The 11,722-nt window shown below is 71.6% G+C and carries 12 protein-coding genes; 2 read left to right on the top strand and 10 right to left on the bottom strand.

The features are described 5' to 3' along the window. Nucleotides 1-36: 36 nt before the first annotated feature. The 3 genes from QIS96_RS05455 to QIS96_RS05445 form a co-directional block, all read right to left on the bottom strand. Nucleotides 37-606, bottom strand: a complete 570-nt coding sequence (locus tag QIS96_RS05455) for a dihydrofolate reductase family protein (protein ID WP_282541218.1) — start codon at nucleotides 604-606, stop codon at nucleotides 37-39. 408 nt (nucleotides 607-1,014) lie between these two features. After that, nucleotides 1,015-1,605, bottom strand: a complete 591-nt coding sequence (locus tag QIS96_RS05450; RefSeq protein WP_282541217.1) for a TetR/AcrR family transcriptional regulator — start codon at nucleotides 1,603-1,605, stop codon at nucleotides 1,015-1,017. A gap of 168 nt (nucleotides 1,606-1,773) precedes the next feature. Next, a complete protein-coding gene (locus tag QIS96_RS05445; protein WP_282541216.1) occupies nucleotides 1,774-2,070 on the bottom strand; it encodes a DUF1330 domain-containing protein in 297 nt (98 codons plus the stop codon). Nucleotides 2,071-2,135: 65 nt separating this feature from the next. Here QIS96_RS05445 and QIS96_RS05440 point away from each other — a divergent pair, with 65 nt between their 5' ends. Next, nucleotides 2,136-2,492: a winged helix-turn-helix transcriptional regulator gene (locus QIS96_RS05440; protein ID WP_282541215.1), complete on the top strand. Its 357-nt coding sequence runs from the start codon at nucleotides 2,136-2,138 to the stop codon at nucleotides 2,490-2,492. 30 nt (nucleotides 2,493-2,522) lie between these two features. On the opposite strand, the gene QIS96_RS05435 is transcribed toward QIS96_RS05440, so the two are convergent. The 5 genes from QIS96_RS05435 to QIS96_RS05415 all read right to left on the bottom strand — a co-directional run bounded on the left by QIS96_RS05435 (nucleotide 2,523) and on the right by QIS96_RS05415 (nucleotide 9,460). Beyond that, nucleotides 2,523-4,007 (bottom strand): purine-cytosine permease family protein, encoded by a 1,485-nt coding sequence (locus QIS96_RS05435; RefSeq protein ID WP_282541214.1) that lies wholly within the window; start codon nucleotides 4,005-4,007, stop codon nucleotides 2,523-2,525. 123 nt (nucleotides 4,008-4,130) lie between these two features. After that, nucleotides 4,131-4,886 (bottom strand): enoyl-CoA hydratase/isomerase family protein, encoded by a 756-nt coding sequence (locus QIS96_RS05430; protein WP_282541213.1) that lies wholly within the window; start codon nucleotides 4,884-4,886, stop codon nucleotides 4,131-4,133. Between the two features lie 83 nt (nucleotides 4,887-4,969). Next, a complete protein-coding gene (locus QIS96_RS05425) occupies nucleotides 4,970-6,184 on the bottom strand; it encodes an acyl-CoA dehydrogenase family protein (RefSeq protein ID WP_282541212.1) in 1,215 nt (404 codons plus the stop codon). A gap of 48 nt (nucleotides 6,185-6,232) precedes the next feature. Further along, complete coding sequence (locus QIS96_RS05420; RefSeq protein WP_282541211.1) at nucleotides 6,233-8,344, bottom strand: acetate--CoA ligase family protein; 2,112 nt, start codon at nucleotides 8,342-8,344, stop codon at nucleotides 6,233-6,235. Nucleotides 8,345-8,614: 270 nt separating this feature from the next. Further along, entirely contained in the window at nucleotides 8,615-9,460 is an 846-nt protein-coding gene (locus QIS96_RS05415; protein ID WP_282541210.1) for an SDR family oxidoreductase, read from the bottom strand. A gap of 200 nt (nucleotides 9,461-9,660) precedes the next feature. On the opposite strand from QIS96_RS05415, the gene QIS96_RS05410 reads away from it, so the two are divergent. Then, nucleotides 9,661-10,203, top strand: coding sequence for a TetR/AcrR family transcriptional regulator (locus QIS96_RS05410; RefSeq protein WP_282541362.1), 543 nt, complete (start codon nucleotides 9,661-9,663; stop codon nucleotides 10,201-10,203). A 59-nt stretch (nucleotides 10,204-10,262) separates the two neighbouring features. Here QIS96_RS05410 and QIS96_RS05405 read toward each other — a convergent pair whose 3' ends face one another. Further along, entirely contained in the window at nucleotides 10,263-10,904 is a 642-nt protein-coding gene (locus QIS96_RS05405; RefSeq protein WP_282541209.1) for a ScbR family autoregulator-binding transcription factor, read from the bottom strand. A 38-nt stretch (nucleotides 10,905-10,942) separates the two neighbouring features. Further along, a complete protein-coding gene (locus QIS96_RS05400) occupies nucleotides 10,943-11,614 on the bottom strand; it encodes a TetR family transcriptional regulator (RefSeq protein ID WP_282541208.1) in 672 nt (223 codons plus the stop codon). Between the last annotated feature and the right edge of the window lie 108 nt (nucleotides 11,615-11,722).

Here is an 11,722-nt window from a genome sequence, read left to right as displayed (position 1 = left end):
CCAATGGCCCCTTGCCCGGATGCGCCTGGGACCACATCACTGTGGCGCGGGCTGATGGCGCAGGAGCACGGTCCGGGAGTCGAAGGTCCGGGATTCGACGAGCCGGAGGTCCCGTCGCTTCGCAGTCGCAGGGAAGAGCGCCTTGCCGCCGCCGAGAACGACCGGATGCACGACGACATGGTGTTCGTCGATCAAGCCGTGTGCAGTCAGCTCGGCGGCCAGGGAGGCGCCTCCCATCAGCAGCAGGTCCTTGCCCGGCTCTGCCTTGAGAGCGTTGACCTGCTCGACCAGGTTCTCACCGTTGATGACGCGTGCGCCGTGGCCGGGCTCAGTCAGCGTGCGGGAGAACACGACCTTGGGGCTGTCGCGCCAGATCGGGGCGAACTTGAGGTCGTGCGGGTCGTCGGAGATGGACTCGACGTTCGGCCAGTAGCCGGCCATCATCTCCCAAACCGGGCGGCCGTACAGGAAGGTGTCGGCCCGCTCCATCAGGCTGAAGGAGTACGCGGACAGCTCCGGCCCCATGACCGGCCAGTCGAACTCACCGTTGGGTCCTTCGACGTTGCCGTCCAGCGAGGTGTGGACGAAGTGGATGATCTTCCGCATGGTGCCCTTCACGCTTGCCGATCTGCCGTTGCGTACGGATGGACCACGCTGAGCGGGCCGGTTCATCGCCCAAGAGGTGTGACCTGCACCACGATTGCTGGTTTCGGTGAGCAGCCGTGTCCGGCGTGGGCGACGCGACGTCCCGTGGCGGCGTCCCGGCCTGTTCAGGCCTGGTGAGGCGCTGCCCCCTCCTGCGTGCACAGCTGCCAACTCGCTCACAGAGTAGCCATCTGCGCCGACACACCCTCAGGCCACGGGGTGGTCCCCCCCCGACTCCTGCCCACCGAGGCCGGTCGATGTGGCCGCGCTCTTCCCTCAACCGGCCCCGCTGGCACGGACGTCGACCCGGCTGCACCCCCGACGTGACCCTCAACTGGCCCTGCCGGTACGCAAAGCGGCCGCCGTGGGTCACCCCGAGGTCCGCGGGTCGAGAACCCTGCGTGCCGTCCAGCTCAGGGCTTGTGCGATGCGCTCGCGGCTCAGGCCGCGGGTGTGCCGCTGGAACTGGTAGACCTCCGGCGCGAGCGGGCCGAGCAGGAGGTCCACGACCGCGTCGGGGTCGGCGATGCCCGCTTCCTTCAGCAGTGCGAGCACATGGACGCGCCAGAACCCGTACGCGCCGGTGGTGAACCGGGCCGGTCCCGACTCCGCGCCGAGGGCCAGCGGGAGGTGGTGCTCCAGCAGGTCGGTGGTCGCGAGACAGAACGCGGCCAGGCGCTCGGCGGGGGGTGCGCCCGGCCCGAGCGGGGGCGGCCCGTGGACCAACTGCGCCTGCAAGCGCCGCTCGTGCTCGTCGAGCAGGGCCACGGCGACGGCTGACGGATCGGGGAAGCTCCGGTAGAGCGTGGCCCGCCCGACGCCGGCTGCCTTCGCGATCTGGCCCATGGTCACGGTGCGCGGGTCCTGCTCGGAGAACAGTCGCTGGGCCGCGGCCAGGATCTGCTCGTGATTGCGTGCCGCGTCCGCGCGCTGTCGGGGCGCCGGCGCGGCAGCCGGCACGTCACCGGGCCGACGGCACCGACCACGCCAACCCCGGCATCGAGGTGAGCTGGGGAGGGCGCGTACGGCATCGGCTGGCCCGTCATCACGGACGACGACCCCGAGGCGTACGAGGGCCTGCTGAAGCGCGCCGCCCTCTGACGCACCGCCAGCACGACCGGACCTCGGTCAGTCGGTGCCTTCGACGATGCGGAAGTCGCGCTCGACGCCGTCGGAGAGGGCGGCCAGCGCCTCCTGGTAGGCGGCGCTCTCGTGTGCTGCGACGGCCTGCTCGAAGCTGTCGAACTCGATCAGGATGGTGCGCTCGGCGATTCCGGCGTCATGCGCCACGACTCGATTGCCGAGGGCAGCGAGGAGCCGGCCGCCCCCGGCCTCGACGGCCGGACCGGCCAGCTTGTCGTAGGCGGCCAGCTTCTCGGGGTCGGAAATGGTGCGGTAGGCGCTGACCCAGTAGCCCTTCGGCATGGAACCTCCAGTGTCGCTTTTCGAATCACTATGATGCTTCGATAATCGAAGCGCAAGGAGTCGGTATGGAAGCCGGAGCGCCACGTCCGGGTGTGCCGGTGCGGGGGTCCGAATCGGGTCGTCCGGTGATGGCCGCACTCGACCTGCTCGGGCGGCGTTGGACGATGCGGATCCTGTGGGAACTGAGCCAAGCTCCGGCCGGTTTCCGTGAATTGCAGCGCCGCTGCGAGCGCATGTCCTCCAGCGTGCTCAGCACCCGGATCGAGGAGCTGTCCGGCGCCCGCCTGCTCGCCCTGCACGACGATGGCTACCACCTCACCCAGCTCGGCCAGGATCTTGTCGAGGCGCTGAACCCGCTGGCTGACTGGAGTCGACGTTGGGCCGAGGAGATGGGGCCCGTGACGGGAGAAGGGCGGGAGTGACCACCGTCGTGAACGGTCGGTCGGGGACGGTCAGTTGTGGTGGTCCTGGAGAGCCGGCTCCAGGCCCTCGTCGGCGGCCGTCACCGCCGCGCGTTCGGCGTCCGTGTCGAGGGAGCGGCACAGGACGAGATACAGGACGGCCGACACGGCGAGGCCGACGAGCATCGTCACGTCCGCGCCGCGCACCCAGTGCGCGAGCGGCCCGTGCAGGTCGCCGATGACCGCGAACGGCAGCATGGCGACGAAGCCGACGCCGTACGCGGTCAGTCCGCGCCAGTTCCAACGGCCGTAGATCCCCTGGGGGTTGAAGATCTCGCGGATCGAGTAGTGGCCGCGCCGCACCACGTAGAAGTCGACCAGGTTCACCGCGGTCCACGGGGTGAACAGCATGCCGAGCACGATCAGGAAGTGCCCGAACGTGGTGAGGAAGTCGTCGCTGGAGCTGAACGCCAGGGCGGTGGAGGCCACCCCGAGCGCGAGCAGCGTCGCGACTCTCGACGTCAGGGTGAGCGGGATGCGCTTCACCGAGTCGATGGAGGACAGCAGGGTCAGGCTGCCGCCGTAGAAGTTCAGGGTGCCGATGGTGACGAGCGGGGCGACGGACATCACGAGCAGCGTCACGCCCAGGCCGGGGAGCACGGTGTCGCCGGCGTGGATGATCTGCTCCACCAGGCCCAGCTTCGGGAAGAGGCCCGCCGCGACCGCGCCGACCAGCATCATCCACGTACCGCCGAAGCCCGCACCGAGGTACGTCCACCAGAACGAGGAGCGCACGCCCACGGTCGGCGGGAGGTAGCGGGAGTAGTCCGAGACGTAGATCGACCAGGACAGCTGGTACACCGCCGCGTGGAACAGCTGGATCAGGAACGGGGCGAGCGTAAAGGCGCCGAGGTCCAACTGGTCGGCGGAGAACGGCGCCACGACGAGGACGCCGACGGAGAAGACGACGAGGCCCGCCGTCATCAGATACGTCAGCCAGCGTGAGGCCCGGTGGATGAAGTCGTAGCCGACGATCGCCAGGACGATGGCGAGCGCGGCGTACGCGACATAGCTGACGCCCACGGGCGTGCCGGCCAGATGCTCCATGGTGGAGCCGACGAGGACCTGGTTGAAGGCCGTGTAGCCGATGTACGTGACCAGGGCGACGATCCAGACGAGCAGCGCCCCCACGAAGCCGAACTGCGGCCGGGACTGCACCATTTGCGGCAGTCCGAGCTGCGGCCCCTGCGTGGAGTGGAACGCCATGAAGAACGTGCCGAGCGCGTTGCCGAGGACGATGGCGATCGCCGTCCAGATCAGGTTGCCGCCGAGGGCGACGCCGATCGCGCCGGTGGCGACCGTGGCCAGATGGGCGTCGCCCGCGAACCACACGGGGAAGAGGTGCCAGACCTTCCCGTGCCGCTCGGCGAGCGGCACGTAGTCGATGGACCGGGTCTCGACGACGGGACGCCGGCCGGAGCGGGCGGGCTCCGGTTGCTGCGGGGAATGCCCCGTGCTCGACGTGGTGACTGTCATGGGGTGGACCTCCTGGGGTGTACGGGCGTACGGGAGTACCGGGAGTACGGGCGACGGGTGCGGTGGTCGTGGTCGCGTTCGGTGGCTGGGCTTCCCCCTGTGGTGCGGTGCGGCGCGCGGCCCTCAGCCGGTCCGGTTGAGGGCCGCGTACGCGAGGTGTTCGAGGAGCAGCGCCGTCTCCTTCGGGGCGTCGGCCGCCGCGTCCACCACCCGCTTGGCGAGGGCCAGGGCGAGCGGCGTATGGGCGGTGAGCTTGGCGGCGAGGGTCAGGGCACGCTCCGTCACGGCCTCCGAGTCCTCGGCGATCTCGGTCAACAGGCCCCAGGCGTAAGCCTCTTGGGAGTCGAAGCGGCGGCCGCGCAGCACCAGGTCGCGGGTGCGGGCCGGGCCGACCTCGCGTACGAGACGGGCGATGCCGCCGGAGCCGGGCAGGATGCCGAGGCCGATCTCCGGGAGCGCGAACACGGCGTCCGGGGCGGCGACACGGAAGTCGGCGGCGAGGGCGAGCTCCAGGCCGCCGCCCATGCAGTAGCCGCTGATCGCGGCGACCGTGGGCTGGGGGAGCGCCGCGAACTCCTCGTACACGGCGCCCGATCCGCGGTAGTACGCGGCGATGGCCTGCGGGGTCATGTCGCGCAGCTCGCCGGTGTCGGCGCCGGCCGAGAAGGCGCACTCGGTGCCGGTGACGATGACGGCACGGGACCCGGTGACATCACTGCTGCGCAGGGTGTCGAGGAGCGCGGCCTCCATGTGGGTGGAGAGCGCGTTGAGCTTGCGCGGGCGGTTCAGGGTGATGAGGGCGATGTCGCGGGAGGCGCCGCGGAGTTGGACGGTGACGGCGCCGTCGGCGAGGGCGGGCTCGGCGGTCGTGGGGGACATGGCGTGGGTGTCTCCGGTCGTGAAGGGGGCCGCCGACGGCGGTGCGGGCTCGGTGTGCGGCGGTACAGGAAGGAGTGGCGGGCTCAACTCGCCGGGCTGGTCGTGCCGTTCGCGCTGACCGCACTGCCTGTGCGCGTCGTGAAGGACAGCAGGTCGTCCAGGCCGCGCTTGGCGGCCTCGTTCGCGATGACCAGGCGCTGGATCTCGGAGGTGCCCTCCCAGATGCGGTCGACGCGCAGCTCGCGCCACAGCCGCTCGACCGCGTTCTCCCGCATGTAGCCGCGGCCGCCGAAGATCTGCAGGCAGCGGTCCACGATCCGGTTGGACGCCTCGGACGCGGCGAGCTTCGCGGTGGCCGCCTTGGCGTGCAGCGTCTTGCGGTCGCCGCCCTGGTCGAACTCCCAGGCCACCTGGTGCGTGAACGCCCGGTTGGTGGCGATCTCGGTGACCGAGTCGGCGATGTACGCCTGGATCATCTGGCGGTTGATGAGGAGATCCCCGCCCTGCTCGCGCTCCTTGGCCCAGTCGACGGCGAGGCGCAGCGCGCGCTCGGCGGCGCCGATGGTGCGGGCCGCGATCATCAGGCGCTCCTCGGTGAACCAGTCGCGCGTCAGGTCGTACCCCTCGCCGATCCGCCCGAGCACGGCCTCCGGCCCGACGCGGACGTTCTCGAAGAGGAACTCCGGGTGCTCGTACACGAACGTGTGGGTGTAGCGCGGGGTGCGCTTCACGGAGATGCCGGGGGTGTCCTTGTCGACGAGGAACATCGTCGGCTCGTCGTCCGGCCGCACATAGGCGAGGACGATCAGGAAATCGGCGACGTCGCCGACGGTGACGAACCACTTCTCGCCGTTGATGAGGTACCCGTCGCCGTCCCGGGTGGCCGTCGTGGTGATCCGCGACGGGTCCGATCCTGCGTGCTCCTCGGTGATGGCGACGGCGTCGCGGCGGTTGCCGAGGATGTCCGGGATCAGGTAGCGCTCCCGCTGCTCGGGGGTGCAGGCGCGCAGGCAGTTGGCGGGCCGCCAGACCGCGTCCCAGAGCGCGTTGGTGAGCTTGCCGAGCTCGTCCTGCACGACGACCTGCTCCAGTACGGAAAGCCCGGCGCCGCCCCACTCGACGGGCATGTTGACGGCCTGCAGGCCGTGCGCGAGCACCTCCTCGCGGATCGCCGCGTGCGCCTCCGGCGAGAGGCCGTTGTCGTGCTCGCACGCGTCCTCGTACGGCATGATCTTGCCGGTGAGCGAGGCGGCGCGCTCCTTGAGCTCGGCGAGCCGGGGGGTGAGGGTGAACTCCACTGTGTTTCCTCCTGAGTTGAGGGTTCCGATACGGGGGCGGGGCAGGCGTCAGCCGAGGACGACGCGGGCGTCCAGACCGAGGCAGCCGTACGGGGTGGCGAGCAGCGGGTTGACCTCCAGTTCGGCGATCTCCGGGTGGGCCGCGGCGGCCTCGGTGATCGCGGCGACGGTGCGGGAGACCGCGTCCAGGTCGACCGCAGGCCGGCCGCGCACCCCGTGGAGCAGGGCCTTCGCGTGCAGCTCGGCCAGGAGCCGGCGGGCGGCGGCGGGGGTGAGCGGGGCGAGGCCGAAGGCGACGTCGCGCAGTACCTCGGTCGTGACCCCGCCGAGGCCGACCATCGCGACGGGCCCGAAGCGCGGGTCCTGCCGTACGCCGACGATGAGTTCGACGCCCTCGCTCAGGTCGGCCATCGCCTCGACGCAGTAGCCGGGAGGGTTCAGGCGGCCGGCCATGTCCACGACCGCGGCGTGCACGGCCTCCGGGGTGCGCAGGCCGAGCGCCACGCCGCCCGCGTCGGACTTGTGCAGCAGCCCGAGCGCCTTGACGACGACGGGGCCGCCGATCGCGCGGGCCGCCTCCACCGCCTCGTCGGGCGTGCCGACGCGACGGGCCGCGGGGAAGTCGACGCCCGCGGTGCGCATCAGCTCGCGGGCGGCCCAGTAGCCGTCGTCGGTCAACGGGGCCGCGGGGGCGGGCAGTTCGCGGACCGCCGGGGCGACGGGGGTGTGCCGGGCCAGCATGCCGAGGGAGCGCGCGGCCTCCTCCACGGCCCGGAACACCGGGACGCCGAGCCGCTGCAACTCCTCGGCGGCGGCGCCCTGGTGGAACATCGTGTGCACGGCGATCGGCTTAGCGCGGTGCCGGACGAGCTCGCCCATCTCGGTGGCGGCCGCGAGTTCGGCGGCGGCAAGGTCGGGCCCGTACTCGCCGTAGCCGCCGAAGTAGCCGGTGATCAGGACCGATTCCACCTCTGGCGCGTCGAGGAGGACGCGCAGGGCGCGGGGGAACGAGGTGATGTCCCGCTCGCCCGCGCCCGCGAGGTCCACGGGGTTGCCGACGCCCGCGGACGGGATGAGCTCGGCGCGCAGGTCGGCCGCGAGGCCGGGGGAGAACTCCGGGACGGTCAGGCCGTGCGCCTCGGCGAGGTCACTGGCGACGGCGGCGTGGCCCCCGCCGTCGGCGAGCACGGCGGTGCGGCGGGCCGGGGCGGCGCCGAACAGGTGCAGGGATTCGAGCAGTCCGGCCATCTGGCGCGGGCTGGCCACCCGGTCGACGCCGCCCGCCCGGCAGGCCGCGTCGATGACGGAGCTGTCGCTGGCCAGGGCCCCGGTGTGGGACTGCGCGCCGCGCACGGACGCGGCGCTGGACCCGATGGTGAGGAGAACGACGGGCTTGCCCACGGCGTTCGCCGCGGCCGCGGCGGCGACGAAGTCCCGGCCGTCCCCGAAGTCCTCGCTGTAGACGGCGATCAGCTCGGTCTCGGGGTGCACGGTGTAGGCGCGGATCAGGTCGGCGACGGTGATGTCCGCCTGGTTGCCGAGCGAGGCGAACCGGGAGAAGCCGAGGCCGCGTTCGGCGAGGATGCGGCTGAGTTCGAGGGCCATGTTGCCGCTCTGCGAGATCAGCCCCACGGGTCCGGGCGGCAGCGGATTGGACGACAGACACAGCCCGCTGCTGCTGTCGAGCACGCCCAGGCAGTTCGGCCCGAGCAGTACGGCCCCGGCCGCGCGCACCCGTTCCGCGAGCCGCGTCTGCACCTCCCGCCCCTCCTGCCCGGTCTCGGCGAACCCGGCGGTGATCGCCACGACGGCCTTGGCCCCGGCGTCGAGCGCGTCGTCGACGGCGGCCTCGAACCCGGCGGCGGGTACGGCGATCACGGCGAGGTCCACCTGCTGGGGCAGCGCGGCCATGGACGGGTACACGGGCTGCCCGAGGACGGGCTCACCGCGCCGGTTGACCAGGAACACCGGCCGGCGCTCGCGCATCCGCAGGGCCTGCACGCCGATCCAGTTGCCCCACTTGGAGGTGTCGTTGCTGGCCCCGACCACGGCGACGGCGTTGGGACTGAACAAGGCGCGCAGATCGCGGGGCGCGCTCGGGCCCCGCTCGGGCGGGTGGTCGGGAAGGGGCGGCGTCGGGTGCGCTGCGTCGACGGTCATGAGGGCCTCCGGGGCGGCGGGTGCGGGGAGGGTGCGGGGCGGGGGTGGATGCGGCAGGGCAGGGCAGGGCTGGGCTGGGCAGGGCTGGGCTGGGTTGGGCACGGGCGGGATCAAGTGCGGCTGGATCCGGCCTGGTTGCCGATGGAGGGGCGCACGGCTAGGGGCGTACGGCTACGGGTGCACGGCTATAGGCGTACGGAGTGCTGCGTACGGCCTGAAGGGCGACGGCGGAGCGGCGCGGAAGTGGCCCCTCGGGTGACCGAGGGGGCCTCACGCCGGCTCGGGCACCGGCTGCTCCGCGAGGTCCGGCACCGGATGGCCCGCGCCCCACGCGTCCGCGCCGCCGTCCACGACGACCGTGGTCCCCGTGACGTACGCGCCGCCCGGCGAGGCGAGGAAGGAGAGGACGCCGGCCACGTCGTCCGGGGTGCCGAGGCGGCCGAGCGGCACGGAACGGGCCCAGCGCTCGCGGTCCTCGGCGGAGTAGTTGCCGTCGAGCCCGTCCGTGGCGATCGTGCCGGGAGCCACGCACACCGTACGGACGCCGTACCGGCTCCACTCCAGGCTCAGGCCCGCGGCCAGGTTCTCCACCGCGGCCCGCGCCGCGGCGGCGTGCGCGAATCCGGGGATGCCGCGGCGCGGCGAGAACGCGATGAAGAACACCGCGCCACCGCCCTGCGGGATCATCGCGCGCCGGGCCACTTCCCGGGTCATGGCCCAGGTGGCGTCGACGGCCAGGCGATGCACGGCGCGCCAGCCGTTCGGGGTGATCTCCTCGGCGGGGGCGGAGAACTGGCCGCCCGCGTTGTTGACCAGGACGTCGATCCGGCCGAAGGCGCCGAGCGCCCGGTCGACCACCGCGGTGACCTGCTCGGGGTCCCGGATGTCGGCGGACATCGCGAGGGCCGCACCGCCGAAGGCCTCGATCTCCTCGACGACCCGCGCGAGCGGTTCGGACCGTCGGCCGCACACCAGGACCCTCGCACCGGCCGCCGCGAGAGCCAGGGCCGTCGCCCGGCCGATGCCGGTTCCGCCGCCGGTCACCAGCGCCGTTCGACCGGCATGGACGTCCGGCCTGAGGACGCCGGCGTACGGCAGGGGGGAGTTGATGCGCACAGCGCCTCCTGAGGTCTGCGGACTGTTGCTGTTGCGGGTGACTGATGCGTCAGTCAGCCATCGCAACACAACACTCGTCAAGGGCTGTGCGGAGGTCGATTTCCGCTCTTGCCAAGGGAGTTGCCGATGCCCCACCATGCGAGGGCGCCGGAAACGGACCCGGCCCCGGCGCAGGGGACGACGACCGGCGACGCCGCGTTCTGGAGGCGACCTGGCAGCTCATCGCCGAGCGCGGCTCTCACTCTGTGCGCATCGCGGACATCGCGCGTGCCTGCGGCACCAGCACAGGAACGGTGCGCTACCACTTCCCGGGCAAGAACGACGTCCTCGCCGAAGCGCTGAAGCACTGCGTGAGCCAGGCCTTCGCGCGGCAGAGCGCGGAACTGCGGGCCATCGACGACGCGCACGGGCGGATGCTGAAACTCATCGACCTGCAGCTGCCGCGTCCCGGGCAGGTCCGCGACGAGTGGTCGATCCGGCTGCAGCACTGGGCCGAGGCGGCGTTGCGTCCCGAACTCCGCGCAGCGCACAACGAGTACTACGACCGCTGGCAGGACACGGTCCGCCGGATCGCGCGGCGCGGACAGCGCCAGGGTGTCTTCCGCGCGGACGCCGAACGTCCAGGGCTCACCTGGGGCTTCTACGGCGACGACCACTTCCCGCTCGGCTACGGGCGCCGCCGCGACCCGACCGCGGCCGGACCGCTTGGTGTCGGGTGCGACATCAAGCGTCAACTCCTGTAAGGCAAGCGGTAATTGGGGGACGGGTGCCGGGCAAGGCCGCACCACCCGCCCTCACACACTCACTGAGGCCCGGCCTCGTACAGGCGAATGCCGCGTTCCACCGAGGCGTCGATCATGTCGGCCACTTCCTCGGGGGCGATGCCGGACACGAGGATGCGGAAGAGGCTCTCGACACGTTGCGGAAGATCCTGACGGCCGGAGGCGATCAGGGAGTACTGCTGGATGCCCGTAGTGGCGCCGAGCACCAGCTGCGCGACCTCCTCCGGGACGACCGAGTCCCGCAGTTGGCCCAACTCCTGTGCCTTGACGAGAGATTCGGTGAGAATCCGCTCCCAGTCGCGGAAGGACGAGGCGTCGGACTGCCCGAACGCGCTCTGCTCGACGACGAGCCTGACGCCCGCGCGCATCATGGGATTGTGCTGCAGTTGCTGGGACCACACGAGGATCACGTCCACCAGGTGCTGCAGCCCAGAGCCCTCCGTCAGCGGGAGAACGGTGTCCGGCATGGCGCGGATCACCGCGCGGGCGAGATCGTCCTTCGACTTGAAGTGGAAGTACATCGCGCCGGGGGTCACGCCCGCGCGCTGGACGATCTTCGTGACGCTGGTGCCGGCGTAGCCGAGCTCGTCGAACACCTCGGCGGCCGCACGCAGCAGCCGCTGCCGGGTCTGCTCGGCGCGATCCTGCTTGAGCGCCCTCATGTTGCACCCGCCACCTTTCGGAAGAAACCAAACGTTCCTTATGTTACGGGTGTGTGGCCGTCGGCCGCACACCGTCCTCCACCGGCGCCGTGCACCGAGGAGTCGGGCGAAAGGGCCTGGCAGAGCTCGGCCGCCGCCACCGAAGGGATCGCTGTCTGCCACAGCTGGACCAGCTGCCGGCGCGAACTCTCCGTCGAGCCCCGGCCGATGGCGACGGCGGCGGCGGAGGTCTCGATGCCGGCGACGAAGCAGGCCGCCAGGAGCACCACCTGCCGGGGCTGCGTCCGGGCGTTCAACTCGCCGCCCTTGGCCGCCTGTTCGGCCAGCGTGCGCACGATGCCCAGCCATGCGGCGTACCACTCCTGCCGCCCGTCCGGACCCTCTTGGCACAGTCGGTTCGCGGCGCGCACGACGACGTTGTCCTGGAGGAGCAGAGCCGCGGTGTGCGTGATGTCGATGACGGACTGAAGGCGCGGGCCCGGCCGGACGGCCGCTCTCGCGGCGGCGCGAGTGGTGTCGAGGCCCTGCTTGCGTACGGCGTCCGTCAACTGCTGCTTGGTGGGGAAATGGAAGGTCAGCGCCCCCATCGTCGCTTCGGCCGCGGCGCAGACCCGGCCCAGCGACGTACCGGCACCGCCATTGCGCGCGAACTCGCCCGCGGCCGCCCGCACGAGGCGGTGCCGGGTGTGGACAGCGCGTTCCTGGCGCATCGTCAGCCCTTCATGGTCGGTCCGGGAGGGGGGTGTGAAGGCAACCTTACGCTTAACATAGCGAGCGTTTTTTTTGTTACGTTGCCGGGGCGCTGAACGATCAACTGT

It is taken from the genome of Streptomyces cavernicola (genome assembly GCF_029968035.1).
GTDB lineage: Bacteria > Actinomycetota > Actinomycetes > Streptomycetales > Streptomycetaceae > Streptomyces > Streptomyces cavernicola.
The sequence above is the reverse complement of the archived record's forward strand: the minus strand, read 5'-3'. Positions and strand labels throughout refer to the sequence as shown.

Excerpts from the sequence above, each read along its gene's own strand:
- QIS96_RS05420 (WP_282541211.1), bottom strand. The coding sequence starts at position 8,344 with ATGACCGTCGACGCAGCGCACCCGACGCCGCCCCTTCCCGACCACCCG.
- QIS96_RS05405 (WP_282541209.1), bottom strand. The coding sequence starts at position 10,904 with ATGAGGGCGCTCAAGCAGGATCGCGCCGAGCAGACCCGGCAGCGGCTG.
- QIS96_RS05435 (WP_282541214.1), bottom strand. The coding sequence starts at position 4,007 with ATGACAGTCACCACGTCGAGCACGGGGCATTCCCCGCAGCAACCGGAG.
- QIS96_RS05430 (WP_282541213.1), bottom strand. The coding sequence starts at position 4,886 with ATGTCCCCCACGACCGCCGAGCCCGCCCTCGCCGACGGCGCCGTCACC.
- QIS96_RS05455 (WP_282541218.1), bottom strand. The coding sequence starts at position 606 with ATGCGGAAGATCATCCACTTCGTCCACACCTCGCTGGACGGCAACGTC.
- QIS96_RS05445 (WP_282541216.1), bottom strand. The coding sequence starts at position 2,070 with ATGCCGAAGGGCTACTGGGTCAGCGCCTACCGCACCATTTCCGACCCC.
- QIS96_RS05400 (WP_282541208.1), bottom strand. The coding sequence starts at position 11,614 with ATGCGCCAGGAACGCGCTGTCCACACCCGGCACCGCCTCGTGCGGGCG.
- QIS96_RS05440 (WP_282541215.1), top strand. The coding sequence starts at position 2,136 with ATGGAAGCCGGAGCGCCACGTCCGGGTGTGCCGGTGCGGGGGTCCGAA.